The sequence below is a fragment of the Brachybacterium sp. GU-2 genome (assembly GCF_030866705.2).
Lineage (GTDB): Bacteria > Actinomycetota > Actinomycetes > Actinomycetales > Dermabacteraceae > Brachybacterium > Brachybacterium conglomeratum.
Window position 1 is genome coordinate 405,459 of record NZ_CP133037.2, and the last position, 25,793, is coordinate 431,251.

The 25,793-nt window shown below is 70.8% G+C and carries 21 protein-coding genes; 12 read left to right on the top strand and 9 right to left on the bottom strand.

Translation table 11 applies throughout. From position 1 onward, the window contains the following. Positions 1-439: 439 nt before the first annotated feature. Genes RBL05_RS01940 through RBL05_RS01950 form a run of 3 tightly spaced genes read right to left on the bottom strand, consistent with a single transcriptional unit; the run spans position 440 to position 5,658 of the window. Positions 440-2,950 (bottom strand): GcvT family protein, encoded by a 2,511-nt coding sequence (locus tag RBL05_RS01940; RefSeq protein WP_308740771.1) that lies wholly within the window; start codon positions 2,948-2,950, stop codon positions 440-442. 21 nt (positions 2,951-2,971) lie between these two features. Further along, positions 2,972-4,351: an iron-sulfur cluster-binding domain-containing protein gene (locus RBL05_RS01945; RefSeq protein ID WP_318604039.1), complete on the bottom strand. Its 1,380-nt coding sequence runs from the start codon at positions 4,349-4,351 to the stop codon at positions 2,972-2,974. Continuing rightward, a complete protein-coding gene (locus RBL05_RS01950; protein WP_412523777.1) occupies positions 4,348-5,658 on the bottom strand; it encodes an aromatic ring-hydroxylating oxygenase subunit alpha in 1,311 nt (436 codons plus the stop codon). The genes RBL05_RS01945 and RBL05_RS01950 overlap by 4 nt, the downstream gene beginning before the upstream one ends. A 94-nt stretch (positions 5,659-5,752) precedes the next feature. On the opposite strand from RBL05_RS01950, the gene RBL05_RS01955 reads away from it, so the two are divergent. From RBL05_RS01955 to RBL05_RS01975, 5 genes are all read left to right on the top strand, one after another. Further along, positions 5,753-6,688, top strand: a complete 936-nt coding sequence (locus RBL05_RS01955) for a LysR family transcriptional regulator (protein ID WP_308740769.1) — start codon at positions 5,753-5,755, stop codon at positions 6,686-6,688. A 220-nt stretch (positions 6,689-6,908) separates the two neighbouring features. Beyond that, positions 6,909-10,817 carry a hydantoinase B/oxoprolinase family protein gene (locus RBL05_RS01960; RefSeq protein ID WP_308740768.1) on the top strand — a complete coding sequence of 1,303 codons (3,909 nt, stop codon included), beginning with the start codon at positions 6,909-6,911 and terminating at the stop codon, positions 10,815-10,817. Positions 10,818-11,211: 394 nt separating this feature from the next. Further along, positions 11,212-12,666, top strand: a complete 1,455-nt coding sequence (locus tag RBL05_RS01965; protein WP_308740767.1) for an MFS transporter — start codon at positions 11,212-11,214, stop codon at positions 12,664-12,666. A 120-nt stretch (positions 12,667-12,786) separates the two neighbouring features. Continuing rightward, entirely contained in the window at positions 12,787-13,566 is a 780-nt protein-coding gene (locus RBL05_RS01970; protein ID WP_308740766.1) for an N-carbamoylsarcosine amidohydrolase, read from the top strand. A 133-nt stretch (positions 13,567-13,699) separates the two neighbouring features. Further along, positions 13,700-14,482 (top strand): IclR family transcriptional regulator, encoded by a 783-nt coding sequence (locus RBL05_RS01975; protein ID WP_308740765.1) that lies wholly within the window; start codon positions 13,700-13,702, stop codon positions 14,480-14,482. A gap of 42 nt (positions 14,483-14,524) precedes the next feature. Here the strand turns inward: RBL05_RS01975 and RBL05_RS01980 are convergent, their stop codons facing one another. After that, positions 14,525-15,097 carry a maltokinase N-terminal cap-like domain-containing protein gene (locus RBL05_RS01980; protein WP_308740764.1) on the bottom strand — a complete coding sequence of 191 codons (573 nt, stop codon included), beginning with the start codon at positions 15,095-15,097 and terminating at the stop codon, positions 14,525-14,527. Between the two features lie 96 nt (positions 15,098-15,193). Here RBL05_RS01980 and RBL05_RS01985 point away from each other — a divergent pair, with 96 nt between their 5' ends. Then, positions 15,194-15,577 (top strand): hypothetical protein, encoded by a 384-nt coding sequence (locus tag RBL05_RS01985; RefSeq protein WP_308740763.1) that lies wholly within the window; start codon positions 15,194-15,196, stop codon positions 15,575-15,577. A gap of 82 nt (positions 15,578-15,659) precedes the next feature. Here the strand turns inward: RBL05_RS01985 and RBL05_RS01990 are convergent, their stop codons facing one another. Next, the gene (locus tag RBL05_RS01990) at positions 15,660-16,274 is read right to left on the bottom strand and encodes an HAD-IA family hydrolase (protein WP_308740762.1); all 615 of its coding nucleotides are present in this window, start codon (positions 16,272-16,274) and stop codon (positions 15,660-15,662) included. Positions 16,275-16,328: 54 nt separating this feature from the next. On the opposite strand from RBL05_RS01990, the gene RBL05_RS01995 reads away from it, so the two are divergent. Beyond that, on the top strand, positions 16,329-17,132 hold the full coding sequence (locus tag RBL05_RS01995) for a TSUP family transporter (protein WP_308740761.1): 804 nt from the start codon (positions 16,329-16,331) through the stop codon (positions 17,130-17,132). A gap of 119 nt (positions 17,133-17,251) precedes the next feature. Continuing rightward, complete coding sequence (locus RBL05_RS02000; RefSeq protein ID WP_308740760.1) at positions 17,252-18,322, top strand: PAC2 family protein; 1,071 nt, start codon at positions 17,252-17,254, stop codon at positions 18,320-18,322. Between the two features lie 30 nt (positions 18,323-18,352). Here RBL05_RS02000 and RBL05_RS02005 read toward each other — a convergent pair whose 3' ends face one another. Next, on the bottom strand, positions 18,353-19,150 hold the full coding sequence (locus RBL05_RS02005) for a transglutaminase-like domain-containing protein (RefSeq protein ID WP_308740759.1): 798 nt from the start codon (positions 19,148-19,150) through the stop codon (positions 18,353-18,355). A 228-nt stretch (positions 19,151-19,378) separates the two neighbouring features. Between RBL05_RS02005 and RBL05_RS02010 the strand changes: the two genes are divergently transcribed. The 3 genes from RBL05_RS02010 to RBL05_RS02020 are packed head-to-tail and all read left to right on the top strand — an operon-like array spanning position 19,379 to position 22,229. Next, positions 19,379-20,524, top strand: a complete 1,146-nt coding sequence (locus RBL05_RS02010) for a Gfo/Idh/MocA family protein (RefSeq protein ID WP_308740758.1) — start codon at positions 19,379-19,381, stop codon at positions 20,522-20,524. Between the two features lie 44 nt (positions 20,525-20,568). Next, the gene (locus RBL05_RS02015) at positions 20,569-21,570 is read left to right on the top strand and encodes a sugar phosphate isomerase/epimerase family protein (RefSeq protein WP_308740757.1); all 1,002 of its coding nucleotides are present in this window, start codon (positions 20,569-20,571) and stop codon (positions 21,568-21,570) included. Beyond that, entirely contained in the window at positions 21,567-22,229 is a 663-nt protein-coding gene (locus RBL05_RS02020) for a TIGR03085 family metal-binding protein (RefSeq protein WP_308740756.1), read from the top strand. Before RBL05_RS02015 ends, RBL05_RS02020 begins: the two co-directional genes overlap by 4 nt. Before the next feature lie 24 nt (positions 22,230-22,253). Here the strand turns inward: RBL05_RS02020 and RBL05_RS02025 are convergent, their stop codons facing one another. After that, positions 22,254-23,273, bottom strand: coding sequence for a methyltransferase (locus tag RBL05_RS02025; protein ID WP_308740755.1), 1,020 nt, complete (start codon positions 23,271-23,273; stop codon positions 22,254-22,256). Between the two features lie 93 nt (positions 23,274-23,366). On the opposite strand from RBL05_RS02025, the gene RBL05_RS02030 reads away from it, so the two are divergent. Continuing rightward, entirely contained in the window at positions 23,367-24,158 is a 792-nt protein-coding gene (locus RBL05_RS02030; RefSeq protein WP_010551525.1) for a ParA family protein, read from the top strand. A 215-nt stretch (positions 24,159-24,373) separates the two neighbouring features. Here RBL05_RS02030 and RBL05_RS02035 read toward each other — a convergent pair whose 3' ends face one another. Together RBL05_RS02035 and RBL05_RS02040 are read right to left on the bottom strand one after the other, a co-directional pair. Next, positions 24,374-24,958 carry a MerR family transcriptional regulator gene (locus RBL05_RS02035; protein ID WP_010551524.1) on the bottom strand — a complete coding sequence of 195 codons (585 nt, stop codon included), beginning with the start codon at positions 24,956-24,958 and terminating at the stop codon, positions 24,374-24,376. Positions 24,959-25,101: 143 nt separating this feature from the next. Next, the gene (locus tag RBL05_RS02040) at positions 25,102-25,746 is read right to left on the bottom strand and encodes a MerR family transcriptional regulator (RefSeq protein ID WP_263309648.1); all 645 of its coding nucleotides are present in this window, start codon (positions 25,744-25,746) and stop codon (positions 25,102-25,104) included. Positions 25,747-25,793: the final 47 nt, after the last annotated feature.

Sequence of the window (25,793 nt, forward strand, 5' to 3'; positions counted from 1 at the left end):
GGCCGCAGATATACCGACTGAGATGCGCCACTCGATCTCGTGCACGAGCGCGTCGAGGATCGCGTACAGAAGTCGCGACGGCGGTGTGAGGTCATCGCCGTGATGACGGGCAGGCGGCGGGCGCCATGGAGGCTCACCGCCTCCCGGACCGCCCTCAATACGTCGAGCCGATAATGCACGTTATGTAAAGTACAATGGGGACGCCGCCGGGCTGTGCCGGTGCGAGCCTCCCCGACCGGCTGTGCATCGGACGACGACCGCGCACAGGTCCCCTCCCGCCGGCGGCCGGTCACCGCGACCACGTGGACCTCCCCGGGCGTCGCCGACCACGGTCCAGCGAGCGCTCACGCGGACGGCCGCGCGCGCAGACGGCCACCGTCGTCCCCGCGCGTCGACGACCGCCGGTCCGGTGCGCTCACACCGACCGGCCCGCGGGCACTTACGCCGCCTTCTCGGGACGGATCCTGTCCATCGCGGGATCGTAGAGCGGCTCCTCCGCCACGGTCGCCGCGAAGCGCGTGCCGAGATACTCGACCTCGACGCCGTCGCCGACCTCCAGGTGGTCAGGCAGCCAGGCGTACGCGATGCCGCGACCGAGCGTGTAGCCGTAGGCGGCGCTGGTGACGTATCCGGCGGCGGTCTCGGACCCGGGCAGGAACACCGGCTCGAGGCCGAGCGCGATCGACGTCGGCTCGTCGAAGGTCAGGCAGGTCAGCCGGGTCGTCGCAGCGGCCGCACGCACGGCCAGCGCCTCCTTGCCCACGAAATCCGCCGTCTTCGAGGCCTTCACCGCGAAGCCGATGCCCGCCTGCATGGGCTCGTGCTCGCTGGTCATGTCCGTCCCGAAGGAGCGGAAGCCCTTCTCCAGGCGCAGCGACTCGAACGCCTCGCGCCCCGCCGCGACGATGCCGAACCCCTGCCCCGCCGCGAAGATCGCGTCCCAGAGCCGCTCCCCCAGGTCCGCCGTGGTGTACAGCTCCCAGCCGAACTCGCCGACGTACGACAGCCGCATGGCCGTCACCGGGACTCCCGCGAGCGTGACGCTCCGGGTGCGGAAGTAGCCGAGCGCCTCGGCGCCGAGGTCCTCGTCCGTGAGCCGCGCCGCCACCTCGCCCGCGAGCGGGCCCCACAGCCCGATGCAGCACGTCCCAGGCGTGATGTCGCGCACCTCGACCCACTTCGCGGGGTCCTCCTGCGCCTGGTGCCTGGCCTCGCGGGTGAGGTATGCGAGATCGATGGTGCCGTTGGCGCCCACCTGGTAGTCGTTCTCGCCGAGGATCGCGACGGTGATGTCGCTCGTGATGCCGCCCGCCCGGTCGAGCAGGAGCGTGTAGCTGACCGCGCCGGGCCTGCGCCGCATCGATGACGTGGTCAGACGGTCGAGCAGGTCGGCGGCACCGGGGCCCGTCACCGAGAAGCGCGTCAGCGCCGTCATGTCGTACATCGCGACGGCGGTGCGCGTCTTCCAGGCCTCGCACGCAGCGATCGGCGAATGGAACTGCGCCGACCAGTCGTCGCGCGGCGGGGCCGCCCACTCGGGAGGCAGCTCGTCCAGCAGAGTGGCGTTGGCCTCGTACCAGTGCGGCCGCTCCCAGGAGTGCGCCTCCAGGAAGAAGGCGCCGAGCTCCACCTGGCGTCGGTGGAACGGGCTGAGCCGAAGGTCGCGCGGCGAGAGCCGCGGCTGGCGGGGATGGAGGATGTCGTAGATCTCGACGAAGTTCTGCTGGCTCGTCTCGTCCACGTAGGCGCGGGTGGTCTCGATCTTCTCGAACCGGTTGACGTCGAGACCCGACAGGTCGGTCTCCGAGGATCCCGTCGTGATCACCTCGGCGAGGGCGCGCGAGATGCCGACCGAGTGAGTCACCCACACTGCCTCGGCCATGAAGAACCCGTCGACCCCGGCGGACTCCCCCACCAGCGATCCGCCGTCCGGCGTGAAGGAGAAGACGCCGTTGAAGGCACGATCGACCGAGGTCTGCCGCAGCTCGGGCAGCAGCCTCTGCGACTCCTCCCACTCGGCCTCGAAGTCCTCCGGCGTGAAGGGGAGGCTCGAGGGCATCGCCTCGTCGGTGATGTCCTCGGCGCGGTACTGCGGCAGGTCGTCGAGGGCGACGGCCATGGGGCGGTGCGCGTACGAGCCGATCCCGATCCGGTCGCCCCACTCGCGGTAGTAGAGGTCGCGGTCCTGATGGCGCAGGATCGGGGCGGAAGCTCCCTTGGGCAACTCGTTCTTCCCCCTGAGGCTCGGTACGGGCGAGGTGATCGCGAACTGGTGGCCGAGCGGCAGCAGCGGCACGTCGACCCCGGCCATCTCGCCGATCCGCGGGCCCCAGAACCCGGCGCAGGAGACGACGACGTCGGCCGGGATGCGCTCCTCCCCCACGAGCACGGCGCGCACGCGGCCGCCCGAGGTGTCGATGCCCGTCACCGCGGTGCGGTCGCGGAACTCGACCCCGGCCCTTCTCGCGCGCTCGATCACGAGCCGCGTTCCCTTCAGCGCGAGCGCGAGGCCGTCCCCGGGTGTCCAGAGACCGCCGAGGACGGGCTCGGGATCGACCATCGGGAAGAGCCGACGGCACTCGTCGGTGTCGACCACCTGCGCCTCGACTCCCCAGGACCTGTTCCAGCCGGCACGACGATGCAGATCCTGCAGCCGCTCGGGGGTGGTCGCGAGCTCGAGCCCGCCGACGGCCAGGAACGATCCGGAGCCGTCCGGTCCCCTCAGGTTCGTGTACTTCTCGATGGTCTGCTGCGCGAACGCGGTCATCGACTTCGAGGGGTTCGTCGAGAAGACGAGGCCGGGAGCATGGGAGGTGGACCCGCCCGGCGTCTCGAGCGGACCCTGCTCGAGCACGAGCGTGTTCGTGGCGCCGCGCTGGGCGAGCTCGTCGGCGAGGTTCGCGCCGACGATGCCGGCGCCGATGATGACGATGCGGGGGGCGGTGCTCATGGGGGCTCTCTCTCGAGGGGGTCAGGCGTCGATGACGAGGTCGGTCACGGCGGTGGAGCAGCAGGGCAGGAACTTCCCGGCGGCGATCTCGCGTGCGCGGATGCCGCCCTGGTGGTGCATGTCGACGTCGCCCTCCAGCTTCACGATCTTGCAGGAGCCGCACATGCCCTCCTGGCAGTTGGCGCCGATGCGGACGCCGGAGGCCCGCGCCGCCTGCAGGATGTTCTGCTCCGGGTCGATGCGCACGTCGAGCCCGCTGCGGACGAAGGACATGGTGAGCGCGCCGGCACCGACCACCTGGCGTTCCCCCTCCGGTGCGTCCGGGGTGCGGGGAACGGGCGCGCTCGCCTCGGCGTCGACCGCCACGGTGGGCTCCACGTGCGCCAGCGCAGGGAGGTCTGCCGCCGTCAGGTCGTAGACGTCCAGGACCGCGCTCTGGTGCTCGGTGCTCTCCTCGGCGGCGACCTGCAGGTCCTCGGCGAACTCCGTGGCGGCCGCGAGCTCGGCCGCGTACTCGCGCCGTGTGGCGAAATCGCCGGTGAAGCTCTCGACGAACACCGAGGTGTCGTCCACGCCGACCGCGGGCAGGCAGTCTAGGACCTGCTCGAGGTATCCCTGCGGGCCGCAGGCGTACACCTGGCGACCGTTGGCGTCGGGTGCGACGGCGTCGATCATCTCCGCCGAGATGCGCCCCACGCGGGCGCCCCACCCCTCGGGCCGCTCGCGGTCGCCGAGCGAATAGACGACGCGGATGCGGAAGTCGGCCTTCTCGAGGAAGTCGAGCTCATCGACGAAGGCGAAGCGATCCGGGGACGAGCCGTGGTACAGCAGGCAGACGTCGGCCTGTCCCGGCAGGGAGTGGATCGTGCGGATCATCGACATGATCGGTGTGATGCCCGATCCGGCGGCGAGGAACAGGTAGCGCGCCCGGCGGTCGTAGTCGGGCAGGTGGAACGCGCCGACCGGGCCCAGCATGTCGAGGATCATGCCAGGACGCACGTTGGCATGAGCCCAGGACGAGACCAGACCCGCCGGGTCGCGGCGCACCGTCACGGCGAAGGTCCACGGCGAGGTCGGAGCGCTGGAGAGCGAATAGCTGCGGCTGACCGGCTCGGCCTGCTCCCCGTCCACGGGGAAGTCGATGTTGAGGTACTGGCCCGCACGGAACGCGAGCGGCGCTCCGTCGATCCGTCGGAACACGAAGGTCGTGCAGTCCTGGGACTCCGGGATGGTCTCGACGCACTCGGCCTGGAACTCCTCCGGGTACCAGGGGCCGAGCGCCGTCGCGGCGTGCGCCGGCCCCGCCACCGCCGCGAGCACACGGTTCCACGGCATCTCGAGGCCGCGGGTGCGCAGGGCGAGCGCGACCGCTCCCCTGTCCACGCCGACCTCGAAGCTCACTGCAGCGCCTCCCGCAGGCGGGTGATGTACCAGTTCACGAACGCTTCGACCTGGTACTCGCTCTTCATGTAGGGGCCGGGCTCGTAGGCAGGGCTGGCGGCGCCGCGCTGGCACAGCTCGACGAACGCCTTGTCCTGCAGGTTGGTCTGCTTCCACGTGTGGGTCAGGGTCTCGAGGTCGTAGTCGACGCCCTCGACGGCGTCGTCGGCGACCAGCCAGGTGGTGCGCACCAGCGTGCGCCCCTCGTCGAGGGGGAACGCCGCGAAGGTGATGACGTGATCGCTGAGGAGGTGGAACCAGCTGTTGGGCTGCAGGTGCATGGAGCAGCGGCCCAGCCGGAAGTCGGGCAGGTCCCCCAGCAGCTTCTTCGACAGCCGACGGCCGTCGGCCGAGAACGACTCCCCCTCGCCGTCGAGCGGCTCTCGCGAGATGCGGATGCCGGCCACGCGGGTGTCGAGCTCCTCGACCACCTCGAACGGCAGGCCGTATCGACGGCATCGCTGCTCGAGGGCGGCGCTCGCCGACAGGTTGCGGTTCCACACGTCGGCGAGGTGGGACGGCACCGTCTCGTCGGTGAGGCCCCAGGTGGGGAACAGCGAGCACGCCAGCTCGGGGTGGCCGTCGCAGTGGTAGCACTCGCGGTTGTTCTCCATCACGAGCTTCCAGTTGCCCTGCTCCACGATGTCCTGCTGGTACGCGACCTTCGTCGCGCCGAGCTCGTGCGGCTCGATGTACGGGCGGAAGATCTCGGCGACCTCGTCAAAGTCCTCGGGCGGCTCCGCCGCGATGCACACGAAGATCAGGCCGCCCACCACCCTGCAGTGCGCGCGCTTGAGCGCGAAGCAGCCGGCGTCGAAGTCGATCTCACCGGGCGCGGAGGCGTGGATCAGCGCTCCGTCCGGGGCGTACGTCCACGAGTGGTATCCGCACACGAGGTTCCCCGTCGTCCCGGAGTCCTCCGTGAGGATCCGGGCGCCGCGGTGGCGGCACACGTTGTGCAGGGCCCGGACGGAGCCGTCGTCGTGGTGCAGCAGGATGAGCGCATAGGGACCGAAGTCGACGGTGATGTAGTCGCCGGGCTCGGGCAGTTCGGCGATGCTCCCCGCGAACAGCCAATGCCGTCCGAAGACGGCGCGCATGTCGAGGTCGAACAGCTGCCTGTCGGTGTAGAACGGGGCCGACAGCGAGAAGCCGGGCCGACGGGAGTCGACGAGCGCCTGGAGCTCGGAGAGCTTCTCGGGCGCGATGGCGGCCGTCGCGAAGGGTGCTGCGCGTCGTGCGTCGATCGTGGACATGCTCTTCCTCATCGTCGGAGGATCACAGCGGATACGCAGAAGGCTAGCGCCGCGGATCATGCACGATAAGCGCGAATTATCGACGAGTGCAGTGCAGAATCTCCGCATGATCGATCCTCGCCTCGTCACCCTGCGCACCTTCGCCCGCTGCGGGACCGTCGCGGCCACCGCGGAGCTCATGGGCTACTCCCCCTCGGCGGTGTCGGCCCAGCTGAGAGAGCTGCAGCAGTCCCTGGGCCTGACGCTGCTCACGCGCGACGGCCGAGGGCTGCGCCTGACCGCCGCGGGCAAGGAGCTGGTGCGCCGCAGCGACGCCCTGTTCGCGCAGTGGGAGCAGATCCGGGCCGCGAGCGCGAGCGCGGACGGTCAGGTCCCGGGGCAGTTCGGCATCGGCGGCTTCTCCACCGCCGCGTCGCACCTCATCGCCCCTCTCCTGCCCCGCCTGCGCGACCTGCACCCCTCCGTCGAGGTCCAGGTGATGGAGGCGAGCCCGGCACGCTGCTTCGACCTGCTGGTGGCCGAGCGCATCGACGTGGCGGTGGTCGTCTCGATGCAGGGCGAGGTGCTGCTCGAGGCCGATCCCCGGTTCGAGAAGATCACCCTGCTCGATGACCCGCTGGACGTCATGGTGCCGGCGGACCACCCGCTCGGGGCGCAGGAGCGCGTGTCGCTGGAACAGCTCGTCGGCGATCCGTGGGTGACCGACCAGCCCGGCTCCGCCTATCGCGCGCTGTTCACGACCGCTTTCACGGCGGCCGGTCTCACGCCGCGGATCGCCCACGAGGCCACGGAGTGGGGGACGGCCATCGCCCTCGTCGGCGCCGGAGCGGGAGTCGGCCTGCTCCCTCGCCTGGTGAGCCTCTCGGACACCCCCGGCGTCCGTCGGGTGCGCCTGGCGGGCCCGGGCCGTCTGAGCCGGCGCATCATCGCGGCGATGCGTGCCGGCAGCGCCGAGGCCCAGCTCCCCCGCGACTCGATCCGGCTGCTGCGCGAGATCGCCCAGGACGTCCTCGACACCCACCTCGCCGGGGATAGCGACTAGGGCGGCGATCGATCGCCCTCCACACCCCACGGCATTTCGGATGGTGGGCGGTCAGCTCACCCCTCGCCATGAGACCTCTGATCACAGAACGGCAACTCCCCCGACACCCATTGTGCGTTGCTCCTGTCACATATACGGTGCTACCCAAGCAACACGAGCTATGGCGCAGGTCACGTTCGTGGAGTGCTGACCACAGATCTCCCCCGGGAAGGATCCCACCATGAAGCGTATCGGCGTCGATGTCGGCGGAACGTTCACAGATCTCTACTTCTCCGACGATGAGAACCGCACTGCGGTGGTCGAGAAGGTCCCGTCCACGCCGCACGATCCGTCCGAGGCCGTCATCAACGGCCTCGAGAAGCTCTCGGAGAAGGCAGGCGTCCCGCTCTCCGAGATCGACCAGCTCGTCCACGGCACCACTGTCGCGACGAACACCGCCCTCACCCATACGGGCGCCGAGGTCGGCATGATCACGACCGAGGGCTTCCGCGACATCCTCCACATCGCCCGCCACAAGAAGCCACACAACTTCTCGCTCCAGCAGGATCTCCCCTGGCAGACCCACCCCCTGGTCAAGCGGCGCCATCGGCTGACCGTGCGGGAGCGCGTCACCGCGCCTCACGGCGAAGTCCTCGTCGAACTCGACGAGGGCGAGGTCCGCGAACGCGTCCGCGAGTTGAAGGCGGCCGGTGTCGAGGCGATCGCCGTGTGCCTGCTGCACAGCTATCTCAACGACTCGCACGAGCGACGTATCGGCGAGATCGTGCACGAGGAGTTCCCCGAGGCGTACCTCTCCCTCTCCAGCGAGGTCGTCCCGCTCTATCGCGAGTACGAGCGCTTCTCCACTACCGCGCTGAACGCCTACGTCGGCCCGAAGGTCTCCCGCTATCTCCGTCGGCTCCAAGAAGCGGCCGCCCGTCTCGGCTACAAGCGCGAGATCCTGCTGATGCAGTCCTCCGGCGGCATGGTCCCGATCGCCGAGGCCGCGAAGCTGCCCGTAACCCTGATGATGTCCGGACCCGTCGGCGGCCTCATCGGCGGCGTGTGGGCCGGGAAGCAGTCCGGCTTCGACAACGTCATCACCCTCGACATCGGCGGCACCTCGGCGGATATCGGTGTGGCGCACCAGGGCGAGCTGCGGATGCGCCATCTGCTGGATACGAAGATCGGTGATTACCAGGCCATGGTCCCCATGGTCGACGTCGACACCATCGGCGCGGGCGGTGGCTCGATCGCCTACGTGGACCAGGGAGGCGTCTTCAGGGTCGGCCCGCAGTCAGCCGGAGCCGTGCCCGGTCCCGTCTGCTACGGCCGCGGCGGCACCGAACCCACCTCGACCGACGCCCAGGTGCTGCTCGGCCGCATGCGGCCCGATCGGATCTTGGCCGGCTCGGACCTGGACATGGACATCGAGGCGGCCCGGCGGGCGATGCAGGGTCTGGCCGATGAGCTGGACATGAGCATCGACGAGGCGGCGCTCGGTGCGCTGCAGATCCAGAAGTTCGGGATGACCCAGGCGATCGAGCAGAACTCGGTACGCCGAGGCTACGACCCGCGAGACTTCACCCTGGTCGCCGAGGGCGGTGCGGGGGCACTGTTCGCCTGCGAGATCGCTGCGGAGCTCGAGGTCCCCCACGTCCTCGTCCCCGCACACCCGGGCATCATCGCCGGCATCGGCCTCCTCGCGACCGACGAGGAGTACGAGTTCATGTCAACCCTGCGGATGCGCTTCGCGGAGCCGGAGCCCGAGAAGGTCCAGAAGGCCTACGAGACGCTCGAGGCGCGGGCCGTTGCCCAGCTCGACGCCGAGGAGGTCCCGCCCGAGCGTCGCAGGATCGACTGGAAGGCCGACGCCCGCTACGCGGGTCAGGGCTACGAGATCCGTTTCGACGTCCCCGAGGGACCGGTCGACGAGGCCTGGCTGAAGGCGGCGGAGGAGGCCTTCCACGAGGCGCACTTCGCCGAGTACGGCCATCGGTTCGCCGAAGGAGAGGTCGAGCTGATCACGATCCGCGTCGAGGCCATCGGCGTGATGGACGATTTGCCCCCTGCACAGCCTTCCCAGGGCGGTGACCTCGAGGGCGCGCTCATCGAGACCCGTGACGTCACCTTCAGCGTGGACGGCAAGCCCAAGACCTTTGCCACCGGCTTCTACGATCGAGCGGGGCTCGCGAGCGGAACCGAGTTCGAGGGCCCGATCATCATCGAGCAGTACGACTCGACCGTCGTGGTGCCGCCGGAGTTCACCGGCGTCGTCGACGAGGCTGGCAACATCGTCATCACCTGCCCTGCAGTCCAGGCTGCGGATGTGGAGCTCGCCACCCCGATCCTCATGCGCGTCATCGGAGGCGCCCTGAGCTCGGCGGCGAAGGAGATGGCATCGGTCCTGTTCCGCATGGCCTACTCCTCGATCATCCGCGAGTCCGAGGACCTCGGCGCCGGCCTGTTCGACAAGGACGGCAACGTCCTGGCCGAGTCCGATTCGACCCCGATGTTCATGGGCTCCATGCCGAAGATCGTCAAGGGCGTCATCTCCGTGCTCGGCGACGACATCCACGAGGGCGACGTCATCCTGCACAACGACCCCTATCTCGGTGCGACCCACTCCCCCGACGTCGCCGTGATCCAGCCGATCTTCCACGACGGCGAGCTCGTCGGCTTCGCCGGCGCCTCCGGTCAGCTGATCGACAACGGCGGCGCGTTCTCCGGACTGATGGTCGACATCCAGGACATGCAGTCCGAGGGCCAGATCTTCCGCGCTGTGAAGATCTACGAAAAGGGCGTGCGCCAGGAGTCTCTGATCCGGCACATCCTGAACAACTCCCGCACCCCCACCTCGAACCTCGGTGACTTCCAGGCGATGATCGCCGCCTGTGAGCTCGCACGCTCCCGCTACCTCGCGCTGGTCGAGCGCTACGGCTATCCGGCGGTGCGTGAGGCCGGGCAGTCGTGGATCGACTACTCCGAGCGCATGCTGCGTCAGGAGATCGCGAAGATCCCCGATGGCGTCTACGAGACCGAGGTCGGATACCTGGACGACGACGGGCGGAACTACGGGGAGAAGCTGCCGATCGCGGTGAAGGTCATCGTCGAGGGCGACGAGATCACGTACGACCTCACCGGGTCCTCACCCCAGGTCCCCACCGCCTACAACTGCGCATTCGAGGGGACGACGGTCTCGGCCTTCACCTTCATCACCCGAATGATGTTCCTCGACGAGGTGGCCTTCCCGGTCCATGTCCCGCAGAACGAGGGCATGCTGAAGCCGCTGAAGGTCATCGCTCCCGAGGGCACGATCTTCAACCCGACCTACCCGGCCGCGACCTTCTCCCGCTTCTCGCAGGTGCAGCGCGCGGTGGACCTGGCCCTGCGGGCGCTAGCGCCCCAGATCCCCGAGCGGGTGACCGCGGGCAACTCCGCCCACATCCACTTCATGTCCTACGCGGGCTGGGACGAGAACGAGGGCGAGTACTGGGTCTACCTCGAGGTGAACGAGGGCTCCTACGGCGGCCGCGCCCACTCGGACGGTCCCGACTCGACCGACAACCTCATCGCCAACACGCGCAACAACCCCATCGAGGAGCTCGAGTGGCGCTTCCCGATGCGGACCGACCGCTACGAGCTGCGGGAGGAGCCTGCCGCGGCCGGTGAGCACCGGGGCGGCATCGGCATCGTCCGGGAGAACACCTTCCTCACCGACACGGTGGTCACCTGCGAGGGAGAGCGCCATGACTCGGACGTCCCATGGGGCATCTTCGGCGGCCACGACGGACTGAACGCGTCGATCGTGAAGAACAAGGGCCGCGAGGGCGAGGAGAACTGGCCCTCGAAGGTCACGGGCTTCAAGATCTCGGCCGGTGACTCGCTGACGATCACGGTCCCCTCGGGAGGCGGCTTCGGCGATCCGCTCAGGCGGGCACCGGAGAAGGTGCTCGAGGACGTCCTCGACGGCTTCACCACCCGCGAGGCCGCGAAGGACGACTACGGCGTGGTCCTCGAGGAGGTGCAGGGCGAGCTCGTGCTCGACGGCGCGGCCACCGTTGCGCTGCGGGCCGCTCGCACCAGCGACTCCGAGACGACCGGCTCGGAGGAGCCGGCGGAGCAGGCGCTCGCTCCCGCCAACTCCTGATCCTCACGCACGGCTGATGCCGACCGAACGGCTCGCCCGCCGGCGACCTTCGTCGGCACGGTCCGCATCGCACACCGGCAGGTCAGGACCCGGCGCCGTCCACGGCGACGCCGGGTCCCGGCGTACCTGCCTCCTCAGGCCCGGAGAGGACAGCTCCGCTCCACGCCCAACGCGTCCTGCAGCGCTGCGGCCCCGCAGCTCTTCCCTTACACCACCCGTTTCACTGCTATCCCCCGTTTCACCGTTGTCTCGCATCACCGCGCTCCCACTCCTCCCCGACCCGGTCATCTTCTGGCGGCCCCGTCGGTCGAGCACTTGGTCGCGTTCGCTGACTCCGCGCTCCGAACGCCGCCGCATCCCGCACAGATCACCGGACCCGCGAGAGGGAACCGACATGAACACCCCCACCGACGACGCCAGCACGTCCGCCCCCCTGGCCGGAGACGCTCCTAATATCACCCGCCCCGAACCCGCCGCCGACAGCCGCCTCGTGGCAGCGGCCCTCGCCGAAGCGCCGTCGATCACCCGCAAGGACCTCAACTGGGCCCTCGTCCTGTGCTTCCTGGCCTGGACGTTCGCCGTCTACGACTTCGTGCTGTTCGGGAATTTGTTGCCGGAGATGGCCGCCGACCTCGGCTGGAGCTCCGCGCAGAGCACCGGCATCAACACTGCCGTCACCGCCGGCACGGCACTGGTGGCCTTCGGCATCGGGCCGATCGTGGACCGCTTCGGACGCCGCAAGGGAATCGTCCTGGCTGTAGCCGGCGCCGCCCTCGCATCCGGCCTGACCGCAGTCGCGGGCCTGATCGCCGGAGTCGTGGGCGGCCTCGGATTGATCGTGCTCGTGATGGTCCGTTCAATGGCAGGGCTGGGCTATGCCGAGCAGGCGATCAATGCCACCTACCTCAACGAGCTCTTCGCTCAGACCCACACCGACGCGAGACGGGCGAAGCGGCGCGGATTCATCTACTCCCTGGTGCAGTCAGGCTGGCCCGTCGGATCGGTGCTCGCCGCGGCGTCGGTGTACGTGCTGTTCCCGATCGGCGGCTGGGAGCTCCCGTTCGTGGTCGCGATGTTCCCGGCCGTCTTCATCCTGCTCGCGGCGAAGAAGCTCAAGGAGACCCCGCAGTTCGTGCTGCGACGCGAGGCGGAACGTCTGCTGAAGGACGGTCACGAGGCCGAGGCGTTCGAGCTCGCCCGTGAGTCCGGTATCGACCTCGCCGAGCAGTCCACGCCGCTGGCGGCCGCGTTCAAGGGAGCTTCCCTTCGCCCTACGCTCATCATCTCGATCGCCTTCATGCTGAGCTGGTTCGGGGTTCTGTGCTTCGTGATGCTGGGGACGTCGTATCTCACAGCTCCCGATGGCAAGGACGTGCCGTTCACCAACGCGCTCGGGATCCTCGTCGTCTCCAACGGGACCGCGTTCCTGGGCTATCTGTTCCATGGCTGGCTGGGAGATCGCATCGGCCGGCGCAACACGATCGCACTGGGCTGGATCCTCTCGGGCCTCTCGTTCCTCGCGCTGGTGCTCGCACCACAGGGCAGCTTCGGACTGATCATCGCGCTATACAGCTCGGGACTCTTCTTCCTCATCGGGCCCTTCGCAGCGCTTCTGTTCTTCAACGGCGAGAGCTTCCCGGCCCACACCAGGGCCACCGGCGGATCGATCATCAACGCCAGCGGGCAGCTCGGCGCCCTCATCGCCGGCATCGGTGTGACCGCGGCGCTCGCCTCGGGCAGCGGCTGGGGCTCCTCGGTGATGGCGTGGGGCTGTCTGCCGATCCTGCTGTCTGGCCTGGTCATCCTGGGTGCCCGCAATGTGGATCCGCGTGCGGTCCGCACCGACTGATCCACTATCCCGACACCGCAGGGACCCCCTGGCCCTCGGGCGTGACCTCAGCTACAGTACTTACAACAGCAACACCGTTGCTACTACGACAACCATTTCACAGAAGAGTTGGAGACTCCCATGACCAACACGATCGAGACCGCGAACGACATCGAGACCCGCCTCGCCGCCGTGCTGGAGGAGGCTTTCGAGGCCGGCGTCGGCATCTACAACGAGCGCGGCTTCAAGCGCCGCGTCGGCTACGGCAACCGCCCCGCCGTGATCCACATCGACCTGGCGAATGCCTGGACCCGCCCCGGTCACCCCTTCACCTGCGCCGGTATGGACACGATCATCCCGAACGTCCAGCGCATCAACGAGGCCGCCCGTGCGAAGGGTGTCCCGGTCTTCTACACCACCAACGTCTACAAGAACCGCGATGCCTCCTCGGGCACCAACGACATGGGCCTGTGGTACTCGAAGATCCCCACGGAGACCCTCCCCGCCGATTCCTATTGGGCGCAGATCGACGACCGCATCGCCCCCGCCGAGGGCGAGGTCGTCATCGAGAAGAATCGCGCCTCGGCCTTCCCGGGCACCAACCTCGAGCTGTTCCTGACCTCCAACCGCATCGATACCCTGATCGTCACCGGAGCGACGGCCGCCGGCTGTGTGCGCCACACGGTCGAGGACGCCCTGGCCAAGGGCTTCCGACCGATCATCCCTCGCGAGACGATCGGTGATCGCGTGCCGGGCGTCGTGCAGTGGAACCTCTACGACATCGACAACAAGTTCGGCGATGTGGAGTCCACCGACGACGTCGTGCGCTACCTCGAGGCTCTTCCGCAGTTCGAGGAGACGGTTCCCAAGACCCTCTCGGATCCTCAGCCCGAGGTCGCGGCACCCGCGGACCCCGCCTGAGCCGACACGGCGCCCTGGCGAAGAGTGGGCCCGAGGACCGTTCGCTCCTCGGGCCCACCGTCCGTCCGTTCGCTCTACACTTTCGAGGCGCCCGACCGGGCGCAGTGCGACGACGAGTTCGGAGGGGCTTTCGATGGTGGGCGCGAGGGAGAACAACGAGAAGCAGGGGGCGGCTGCGTCGCTGCTCAACGGTTTCCTGGTGCTCGAGGCATTCTCCGCCTCGGATCGATCGCTGCTCGGTGTCACCGAGATCGCGGAGATCGTCAACCTGCACAAGAGCACCGTCTCCCGCATGCTGGCCGGGCTCGCAGAGGGCGGATACGTCCAGCGGGATGAGTCCTCCGGCAGATACCGCCTCGGGTTGGGGATGATCGGCCTGGCCGGTCCGCTGCTCGCGGAGCTCGACATCCGACGCGCGGCCGCCCCGCACCTCGAGGCCCTGACGCAGCAGACGCAGGAGACCTCGGCCCTCGCTGTCTGGAACAGCACGGAGGCCATCGTCGTCGAGCAGTACGCGAGCCCGCACCAGGTCAAGCACAGCGCCTCGATCGGCACCCGTTACACGCGGCTCGCCAGCTCTTCCGTGCGGGTCTTCCTCGCACCGCTCACCCCCGAAGAGGCCGATCAGCTGTTCGCACAGCATGGCTTCGGCCTGCAGGATTACTTGGGTCCCGAGGACCCCGTGCACGAGGAGCTCACCCGCGTTCGCGAGCAGGGCATGGCCGTGAACGACGGAGAGACGTCGATGGACGAGTACGGCGTCTCCGCCCCTGTCCACGACTATCGCGGCGAGCTCGTCGGATGCATCACCGCGAGCGCACCGCGCTCCCGAGTCCAGCACACGGGGAGCCACCTTGTGCTGCGCGATGCCGTGATCGAAGCCGCCGCACAGGTCACCGCACGTCTTGGCGGGTAGCCCTCCCCGACGAGGGGTGGAGGTTGAGGGGCGTCGACCCGCTCAGCAGGCCGCGACGACCCCGCGCCCGCCGTCCCAGGCGGCGACGAGACGGACCGCGCCGTCGAGCCCGTCGACCGTGCGGGCGATCGTGAACGTCTCGTCGCCGTCGAGCAGTTCCTGGAGGGTCGGCGCGACCTCGCCCTCGTCGACCTCGAGCGTCAGCTCCACCGCCTGCGGGCTGGTCCCCTCGGGGGTGCCGTCGGGCGCGAAGATCTGGAGCTCCGCCTGCTGCTGGACACCGGCGAGTGCCCTGGCGAAGCATTCGATCGCGAGCTCGTCCTCGAGGCCGTCGTAGACGTAGCGGGTGCCCAGCACCGAGTGGTCCATCGTGGTGACCGGCTGCGCCGCGGGGTCCTCAAGCGGCGCGGCCCGGTAGGTCAGCGGCAGGTGGTAGATGCTCTCCCCCACACGCACGAGATGGCACTCCACGCCGACCTCGCCGGTCGGGTCGTCGAAGCGGTACGCGCCGAGCAGCTCGAGCTCCCCGTCCTCGCCCCAGGGGCGGGAGGTGAGCAGCTCTCGCAGCACCCCCGGCTTCGTCGGGCTGAGCTCTGCCTGGTAGATGATCGCCATGTCCCCAACGTAGTCCCCCGACGTGCCGCGACACGCATGAAGGCGTCCATATCCGGGGTTCACCGAGATCTCATGGGAAGTTCACAGGTGTCCGATATGACCGAGCCCGCCGCCGAGCGCACCCCAGACCCACGCGCCACCGACGCAGTCACTGCCGGCGAGGCCGACACTCCCGACGTGGCCGACTTCCGCCCGCTCTCGCTCCCCCGCCGGGCGCTGATCGGGATCCTGCTGGGCGGGGCGCAGTTCCTGGTGGGTGTGATCGGGGTGGAGAGCCTGAACGGTCGCCATCTGGCGGCATCGGACTGGATCGTGGAGAACCGCTACATCTACGGCACGATGATCGAGGAGCTGCTGGAGATGAGCGGGATCGCGGTCGCGCTGGCGGCCCTGATCAGTCTCTTCCAGCACGATGCGCGAAGCGGTCACCACCGGCTGGATCCGGCGGTGCAGCGGAGGGCTCCGGCGCCGACGGCGTGATGCTCGTGATCCGCCTGTCCTCGGGACGGATGACGCGAGCGGCTCCCCCGCCCGGCCCCGCGAGATGCTCGGGCCGCCTCGGTCAGAGCAGCGGGATCAGGCTGCGCAGCGAGTGGATGCGGCGAGCGCCGGGGGCCTCGAGGGGGATCCCGGGGGTCTCCAGCAGCACGCCCTCGACCCCGGCGGCGCGTGCGGCCTCGACGTCGGCCGGCCGGTCCCCTACGGCGAGGCACTCCTGCGGCCCCAGCTCGTGCCGGGCGAGCAGGGCGAGCACCATGTCGGGGGCGGGCTTGCGGGGGTGGCCGTCGGGTGCGCACACCATGTCGTCGACCTCGAGGCCGTGCGCGGCGAGCAGGGCGGCGGCGCTCGCGCGATCGCGATGAGTGGCCACGAGGTTCAGCCCGCCACGCTCGCGCACGGCCGCCAGCACCTCCCGGGCGCCGTCCTTCAGCGGCGGCGGCCTGCGCGCCCACTGCTCCTTCGTCGTCTCGTACGCGGTGCGCAAGTGCGCCTCGGGCACCTCGTGGCGGGCGGCGAGCTCGGTGATCGCCTCGGAGCTGGAGCGCCGGGTCAGCACCGCGACCTCGTGCAGCAGCTCTCGGTCCGGATCCGCGCGCAGCGCCCCGGCGAGCGCCCGGTCGACGCCCGGATAGGTGTCCACGAGCGTGCCGCCGAGGTCCCAGATGAGCGCGCGCATGGCCCCAGTGTGTCAGCTCGGCAGGCCGGGCCGGGGCGGTGGTTCACTGGTGCGGTGCCTCTGCTCGCCGAGCTCACCCAGCTCTCCGCCCTGACCCTCGTCCTGCTCATCGGGGCCGCCTTCGTGGCCGGCTGGGTGGATGCGGTCGTCGGCGGCGGCGGGCTGGTCCAGCTGCCCGCGCTGCTGACCGCCATGCCGTCCGACGCCTCCAGCGGCGCCGTGCTCGGCACGAACAAGATCGCCTCCGCGGCGGGGACCGCGGTGTCCTCCTGGACCTACGTCCGACGGATCACCCCGGTCGCCGCGACCGCGGGGCCGCTGGTGGTGTGCGCCCTGGGCGGGAGCGCGGCCGGGGCGGCGCTGGCGAGCCTGATCCCCAAGCCGTGGCTGACCCCGATCGTGCTGGTCGCGCTGCTCTCCGTCGGCGCGTACACCCTGCTGAAGCCGTCGATGGGGCTCGAGCACGCCCCGCGCCACCAGGGCCGCTCCCATCTGCTGCGCGCGGGCGGGATCGGGGCGGGCGTCGGCGTGTACGACGGGATCCTCGGCCCCGGCACCGGCAGTTTCTTCATCATCCTGATGGTCTCCCTGCTGGGCTACGGCTTCCTCGAGGCGAGCGTCCACGCGAAGCTCGCGAACCTCACCACCAATGTCGGGGCGCTGCTGGTCTTCGGGCTGCAGGGCCAGGTGTGGTGGCTGCTGGGCGGCGTGCTGGCGCTGGCGAACCTCAGCGGCGGCTTCCTCGGCGCGCGGCTCGCGCTGCGCCTGGGATCGCGCTTCGTGCGGATCGTGTTCCTGGTGGTGACCGGGGCGCTCGCGGCGCGGCTCGCCGTGGACACGGCCCTGATGCTGCTGTGAGGTGCGCCAACTCCGGCCCGTCTGCGCCGAGGGCGGAATAGTTCCGACGGAGGGGCCGTTGACCAAGAGGTCACCCACCCGCGGCCCGCCGAGGCCGTCCTGTCGCCCTGGAGGTCATGATGGATCCGACGACCCTGTTCAGCTACGAGCGCCATGTCGACTCGCGTGCCCTCCACGGCAGCACGCTGCTGGTCACCCTCAGCGCCTTCACCGATGCCGGCGATGCGCAGCGGCTCCTGGACGACCACCTGCTCAACACGCTCTCCAGCCGTGTCGTGGGACGGCTGGACATGGACCAGGTCCACGACTACGCCGGGCGCCGCCCCGAGGTCACGCTGCAGCTGGATCACTTCGACGACTACGAGAAGCCCGAGATCCTGCTGCACGAGGTGACCGACGAGCAGGGGCAGACCTTCTTCCTGCTCACCGGGCCGGAGCCATCCTTCCAGTGGGAGCGTGTCGCGAGCGCGCTGCGGATCGTGGTCGAGCAGCTCGGCATCGAGCGGACCCTTCTGCTGCAGGGCTTCCCCGCCCCGGTCCCCCATACCCGCGAGCTGCCCGTGACCCGCTTCGCCGGCGATCCGGAGTCGATCGAGGTGCGCCGCACCATGCCGGGCACCTTCCGCCTCCGCGCCCCGTTCACGGCGCTGCTGACGATGCGCCTGGCCGAGGGCGGGCACGACGTGGTGGGCCTGACCGTGCACGTGCCCCAGTACCTCCACGAGATGTCCTTCCCCGACGCCGCGATCGCGCTGCTGACCGCGGTCGGCGAGGAGAGGGGTCCCCGGATCGGTGCGGCGGCGCTCGAGGCGCAGGCGCTCCCCGTGCGCGAGGCCATCGCTGCGCAGATCGAGGCCCAGCCCCAGCTGCAGGAGATGGTCGCCGGGTTCGAGCAGCGCTACGACAGGATGATCACCTCCGGGGCAGGCTCCGTCGTGCCCAGCGCCGAGGACATCGCCGCCGAGGTCGAGGAGTACCTGGCGAGCTTCGAGGCCGAGGACGGGCAGGCGCCCGAGGGCTCCGACGGGCAGTCGACGCAGGACACGGCCGGGCCGACGGACGGCGAGGGCTCGACCGGCTCCGAAGGCTCGACCGGCTCTGAGGGGACCACGGGCTCCGACGGGCCGACGGGGCTCGAGGGGCCGACGGACACCGAGGATCCCGACGGCCCGGACGCGCCGGAAGCCTGATCATCGGGGCGCCGTCGATCGGCGCCGCGCTCAGCGCAGCGTCACCCGGTCCCCCGTCGTCTCGCGCGGCAGCTCCGGGTCGACCACCGCGGTGACCTGGATGCCGGTGAGCGCGACGTCCCCGGCGAGGGTGGTCATGAAGGCCGTGTCCGCGGCGTCCTGACCTGAGGCGATGCGCACCATCGAGGCCCGCGGCGCGAGATGCGTCGCGTCGACCACCAGCCACTCCCCCTCGACCAGCGCCTCGACCACGAGGTGGAAGTCCATCGGGCTCAGCCCCGGGGCGTACACAGAGGCGCAGCGCGCCGGGATGCCCGCCGCCCGCAGCAGTGTCGCGGTGAGATGGGCGAAGTCCCGACACACCCCGCGGCGGGCGACGAAGGTGCTGCGGGCCGAGTCGGTGATCGTGCTCGACCCGGGCACGTAGTCCAGGTGGCCGTGCACCCAGTCCACCACCGCGTCGAGGGCCTCGACCCCCTCGCGCTCCCCCACGATCTCCTGGGCGCTGCGGGTGAACTCGTCGACCTCGCAGTAGCGGGAGGGGCGCAGGTGCAGCACGGAGTCCGCCTCGAGCACCCGCGGCACGGGCGCCTCGCCGATGCCGCACGCGTCGTAGACGATCTCCACCTCCCCGCCGGGCAGGCCGTGCAGGAGGTGGAGCCGGCTGCCGAAGCGGTCCCGGGTCTCCGTCACCGGGTGCTCGGCCCCGCCGGCCCGCACGCTCAGCATCTCCTCCGCCACCGGGGCGTCAGAGACCGCGACCAGCAGCGCCACGTCGGTCCCCTCCTGGACCTCGGCCCTCATCCATGCGCGCACATGACGTTCCATGCCCCCAGTCTCCGGCATGCGGGAGAGTCCGGCGGACGGTCGACTCCTTTGCCGGGACGTGATCGGAGACATAGGGTGATGACCCAGGCGTCTTCGGCGCCGGAGCGCCGGCGTTCGCGCCGACGCGGCCCCGGCCGCTCCCGTTCTCCGCGGGGCCCCGAGCTCGCCCCGCTCTCACAGGCATCCGCCTGGCCGGCCACGACCCGTCGTCCCGAAGAAGGAGTCCCTGTGCCCGAGACCCCCCACCGTCCGCTCGGCGTCGCCCTGATCGGCTACGCCTTCATGGGCCGCGCCCACTCCCAGGCCTGGCGCACCGTCGGCGCCGCCTTCGACGTGCCGCCGATCGCGCGGCGCGTGATCGTGGGACGGGACGAGCAGGCCGTCGCGGAGGCGGCGCGCCGGTTGGACTGGGAGGAGCACGCCACCGACTGGCGCGAGGCGATCACGAGGGACGACGTCGACATCGTCGACATCTGCACCCCCGGCTTCCTCCACGCCGAGATCGCGATCGCAGCGCTCGAGGCCGGCAAGCACGTGCTGTGCGAGAAGCCGCTCGCGAACGACCCGGCCGAGGCGGAGCGCATGGTCGAGGCCGCCCGCGCCGCGCGCGAGCGCGGCCAGGTCGCCGCCCTCGGCCACACCTACCGGCGCGTACCCGCCCTCGCCCACGCCCGTGATCTCGTCGCCGCCGGCCGGCTCGGCGAGATCCGCCAGATCCGCGCCTCCTACCTGCAGGACTGGCTCGTGGACGCCGAGGCCGGGATGACCTGGCGGCTGCGGAAGGAGACTGCGGGCTCCGGCGCGCTCGGCGACATCGGCTCCCATGCGATCGACCAGATCCAGTACGTCACCGGGCAGCAGGTCACCGCGGTGCGCGGCCGGCTCGCGACGATGGTCCGCGAGCGTCCGGGCCCCGACGGCCCGGAGCCCGTCACGGTCGACGACGCCGCCTGGGCCACCCTCGAGCTCGACGGCGGCGCGATCGCGTCCGTCGAGGCCAGCCGCATGGCCACCGGTGCGAAGAACGAGCTCGCGCTGGAGGTGTACGGCACGAAGGGCGCCCTGCGCTTCGACCTCGAGCGCCTGGACGAGCTGTGGTTCCTCGACGCCACCGCACCGGTCGCCGAGCAGGGATTCGCCCGGGTGCTCGTCACCGAGCCCGAGCACCCCTATCTCGAGGGCTGGTGGCCGCAGGGCCACATCCTGGGCTGGGAGAACGCCTTCACGAACCAGGCCCGCGACCTGCTGCTGGCCGTCCGGGACCGCGACCCCGCCGCCTACTCCCCCGACTTCGAGGACGGGCTCGCCCTCCAGCGGATCCTCGAGGCCGTCATCGCCTCCCACCGGGCCGACGGCGCGACCGTCCGCCTCTGACCCCACGCACGCCACCCTCACCGACGAGAAGGAGCCACGCCGCCATGGCGCACCCCCACACACTGTTCACCGGCCAGTGGGCCGATCTCACCCTCGAGGAGGTCGCGGAGCTCGCGGCCGGCTGGGGCTATGACGGACTCGAGATCGCCGTCTCCGGCGAGCACCTCGACGCGAGCCGCTGGGACGACGAGGCCTACATCGCCGAGCGGCTCGGGATCCTGGAGAAGCACGGGCTGAAGGTCTGGACGATCTCCAACCACCTCAAGGGCCAGGCGATCTGCGACGACCCGATCGACTTCCGCCACCAGGCGATCGTCGGCCCCGCCGTGTGGGGCGACGGCGATCCGGAGGGCGTGCGGCAGCGCGCCGCCGAGGACATGAGGAACACCGCCCGCCTCGCGCAGAAGCTCGGCGTGGACACGGTCGTCGGCTTCACCGGGTCGAAGATCTGGAAGTACGTGGCGATGTTCCCGCCCGTCGGCCAGGACGTCATCGACGAGGGCTACCAGGACTTCGCCGACCGCTGGAACCCGATCCTCGACGTCTTCGAGGAGTGCGGGGTCCGCTTCGCGCACGAGGTCCACCCCTCCGAGATCGCCTACGACTACTGGACCACGAAGCGCACCCTGGAGGCGATCGGGCACCGAGAGTCCTTCGGCCTGAACTGGGACCCCTCCCACTTCATGTGGCAGGAGATCGACCCGGTCTCCTTCATCACCGACTTCGCCGACCGGATCTACCACGTGGACTGCAAGGACATCCGGGTGCGCACCACCGGGCGCAACACCCGCCTCGGCTCGCACCTGCCGTGGGGCGATCCGCGCCGCGGCTGGGACTTCGTCTCCTTCGGCCGCGGGGACGTGCCGTGGGACGCGGCGTTCCGGGCGCTGCGCTCGATCGGCTACGAAGGCCCGATCTCCATCGAGTGGGAGGACGCCGGGATGGACCGCCTGCACGGCGCGAAGGAGGCGCTCGAGCGGCTGCGCAGCCTGGACTACCCGGTCTCGGAGCAGTCCTTCGACGCGGCCTTCAGCAACCAGTCATGAGCCGCGTGCGCAGAGCCGGGGACCGCGCCGGCAGAGACCTCGAGAGCGATGAGCGCGAGGCCCTCGCGGCGAGCTTCGCCGCGCTCGGCCCCGCGGCGCCGACGATCCTGCCCGGCTGGGACGCGGAGGACCTCCTGGAGCACCTCGTGCTGCGGGAGTCCGCCCCGCACCTGATCGTCGGGCCGCGCCTGCCCGGGCCGCTCGGCCGACGAGCCCGCCAGGCGCGGGAGAGCCGGCGCGATCGCCCGTGGACGGAACGGGTCGAGGACTTCCGGAGCGGCCCCGGCCCGCTCTCCTTCGCCGGACGGATGGACCGGCTGAGCGGCCAGGCCGAGCTGCTCATCCACCACGAGGACCTGCGCCGGGGCCGGCCCGGCTGGGAACCGCGCCGACCGGACGCGGAGCGGGACCGGGCGGCGTGGCGGGCCGTGGGCCTGATGGCGCCGCTGGCGATGCGGATCCCGGCCGAGGTCACGCTCGTCTCCCCGCTGGGCGGGCGGCGGCTGCGCTCCCGCGGCGCCGAGGGGAGCCTGCGCGTGCACGGCGAGCCGCTCGAGCTGCTGCTGTGGGTGACGGGCCGCGACGAGGTCGCGCGAGTGCGGATCCACGGGGACTTCGGCGGCAGGCGGGCGCTCGCCGCGGGGCGCCGCGGGCTCTGAGCGCTCCCGGCGCCGTCGGCCTGCTCAGCGCTCGAGCAGGAACAGCCGCGGGTGGTGGCCCTTCTGGAAGAAGCGGTGCTCGCCGACGCGCCGCCAGCCCGCGGCGCGCTGCTCGAGGACGCGCTGCATGCGGGTGATCTCGTGGGTCAGCACCCCGAGCCGGGCGCTGGGCGCGGCGAGCTCCGCGGCGCGCTCGAGCAGCGCCGCGAGGAGGTCCTCGTTGCTCTCGTGCTCGCCGTGGAGGGTGCCCCAGGGCGGGTTGGTGACCAGACGCGTGAAGCCTCCCTCGAGCTCCGCGGTCAGCACATCGCCCTGGACCCAGTCGATGCGGCCTCTGCGCCGGGCCGCGCGCTGGTGCCGGCGTGCCGCGTCCAGCGCCGCCGGATCGAGGTCCACGCCCATGGCGCGGGCCGGGGCCGCCCGGTGCAGCTGCTCGACGAGGAAGGTGCCCGAGCCGCAGGTCATGTCCAGCAGGGAGTCCTCGGCGCCGACGTCCAGGAGGTCGAGCACGGTCGCGGCGATGGTGGCGTTGACCGCGCCGGGGTAGTCGACCTCGCGCCATGCCCGGGTCGCCAGAGGGCGCGGCGTGGTGCGCAGCAGCACCTGCCAGGTCCCGGGAGAGGCGCCGCGGCGCACCCGGGCGACGAGGTCCCCGTCGGCGTCGTCGAGCGGGAGGTCGGCGAGCTCGGCGAGGGCGGCGGCCAGACGTCGCATCTCCGGCGTCCCGGCACCCGCCGCCTCCAGGCGCAGCCCGTGGAACACCTGGCGGGGCCGCTGCCGGCGCAGGTCCTCGAGAAGCTCGGCGAGCCGCTGCTGCACGGAGGTCTCCAGCAGCTCCCGGGGGCGGCGCGCGGGGACTGTGAGCGAGGTCGAGGCGGCCACGACGCGGCGCAGGGAGCGGACGGCATCGAGATCGTCGGTGCGCAGCGTCAGCTCTGTCGCGGACACGGTGCGCACGGCACCGAGCTCGCGGGCCTCGGCGAGGGCGCTGGCGGCGCATCCCTCGAGCACCTCGAGCACGAGGTCGTGGGTCAGCTGCGTCATCGGGGTCCCTCCGGGGGCGGGGTGCGGGTGGCCACGGCAGGTTACCGCTCGTCGCGGCACCGAGGAGCCCACCCGGGTCGGTAGACTGCGGGGGTGTTCATCGTGAGTGTGTGTTCCCTGAAGGGCGGCGTCGGCAAGACGTCCGTGACCCTGGGCCTGGCCTCTGCCGCCCTGCACCAGGGGGTGAACGCGCTCGTCATCGATCTCGACCCCCAGGGCGACTCGACGCTGGGCCTGCTCGGGGAGCCGGCCTCCACGCTCGACATCGCCGAGGTGCTCTCCTCCCCGCGCACGGAGACGATCGATCGCGCGATCATCCCCACGCCGTGGTCGAAGGACGCCGCCTCCCACCTCGACATCATCCCGGGCACCAGCCGCTCCGCGGTGATGGACTCCCCCGCGCTGAACCAGAAGGACGTGGGTCGGCTGCACCAGGCGCTGGACAAGCGCACGCACCAGTACGACCTGGTCATCATCGACTGCCCGCCCTCCCTCAACGGACTCACGCAGATGGCGCTGGCCGCCTCGGACCGCTCGCTCGTGGTGGCCGAGCCGGGCTTTTTCGCGGTCACCGCCGCGGACCGCGCGCTCAAGCTCGCCGCCGAGATGCACGAGGAGGGCATCGCCCCGCGGCTGCAGCCCCTGGGCCTCGTCGTGAACCGCTACCGTCCGCGCTCGGTCGAGCACCAGTACCGCCTGGCCGAGCTGCGCGACCTCTTCGGCGACTCGGTCCTGGACCCGGTCATCGAGGAGCGTGTGGGCCTGCAGCAGGCGCAGGGAGGCGCGGTCCCGCTGCACCGCTACGAGGGCGCCTCCGGCGCGCGCCTCACCGAGGACTTCGACGCGCTGCTGCGCACCGTGATGGACTCGCGCCAGAACTCCTGAGCGCTCCTCCCCCGCGCGGTCCCCGGGGTCTGCGCCGGACCAGTCGGCTGCGGAGCTCGTCGCCCTCGCCGGGCTCCTCGGGCCTGCCCGTGACCTCGGCGCCGCGCAGCACCAGCACGATCACCGCGCGAGGGACACGATCACCGCACGAGAGAACGGCGGGACCCCTTCCCCGAGGGTCCCGCCGTTCTCGCCGGTGGTGGTGCGGGCGGCGCTCAGCCGGCCTGGCGGGAGCGGCGACGCGCCGCGAGCTCGTCCTGGAGGGCGAGCGCCGCGTCGTCGGCCGGGTCGACGCCGGGCAGCACGGCGAGGTCGTTCTCGACCTCGCGCCACACACGGCCGACGGCGATGCCGAACACGCCCTGGCCGCCCTGGACCAGGTCGAAGACGTCCTCGGCGGAGGTGCACTCGTAGACGGAGGCGCCGTCGCTCATCAGGGTGATGCCGGCGAGATCGTCGATGCCGCGCTCACGAAGAGCCGCAACCGCGATGCGGATCTGCTGGAGGGACACGCCCGTGTCGAGCAGGCGCTTGACCACCTTGAGCACGAGGATGTCGCGGAAGCCGTAGAGGCGCTGGCTGCCGGAGCCGTGGGCCGCGCGCACGCCGGGCTCGACCAGGCCGGTGCGGGCCCAGTAGTCCAGCTGGCGATAGGTGATGCCGGCGGCCTTGCACGCGGCGGGGCCGCGATAGCCGAGCTCGCCGGGGGTGTCCACCACGTCGTCGAAGAGCACGCCCTGGGCGGGCTCTGCGGGGACGGTGGACTGCTCAGTGCGATCATCGCCTCGGGTGGCGTTCACGTCTACCTCCGGGTTCCGGCTCTCAGAGGGGGAAGTATGAGAGCGCCCGCCCAGAGTAGCGCGAAGTGCTCCCTCTCCGGTACCAACGCGCCGCGCGAAGGTCACGGAGAGGTGACGAGTGAGGTGCCAGGAGCCCGGTGCGCTCAGACCTCCCGCAGCTTGGTGCGCAGCATCGCGCCGTGGAGGGTGATCATCGACTCGCCGAGGTCGCGGGCGAAGTCCTCCGCCTCGCCGCGCGCCGCGGCGTCCCCCGCCCGGGAGCGGGGCCGGGCCACGGAGCGGATCATGTGCGCCTCCCGCTCGGCGGCGGTGCGCAGCATCACCAGGTGGCGCGGGTGCAGGCCCTCGTCGGCGAGGTCGCGGGCGGCGGCGACGATCTCGAGCTCGGCGGTGCCGTAGAAGAGCACATCGTCCGTCAGGAAGCCGTACTGCTCCAGCTCGGCGAGGAAGTCCTCCTCCACCCCCGCCTCACGGACGAGGCCGCGCCGGTCCAGCCGCACCGGCTGGAGGGTGGAGCTGGGGCCGGGCCGGGAGGCGATCGAGGTGACCTCGGAGTCGACGCCGTGCTCGAGCAGATGCTCCTTGATGACCTTCAGCGGCCAGAACCGGTCCCGCTGCGCGCGCAGCACGAAGCGCAGTCGGTCCACGTCCTCGCGGCTGTACTTGCGATAGCCGGCAGGAGTGCGTGCGGGCGCGATGAGGCCCTCGGACTCCAGGTAGTGGAGCTTGGAGTGGGCGAGGTCGGGGAACTCGTCCCGCAGCATCTCGAGCACCTGGCCGATGCTCATGCGTGCGGCGGCGGTGGCGCCCGGCCTGCGCGAGGCGGCGGCCGGCA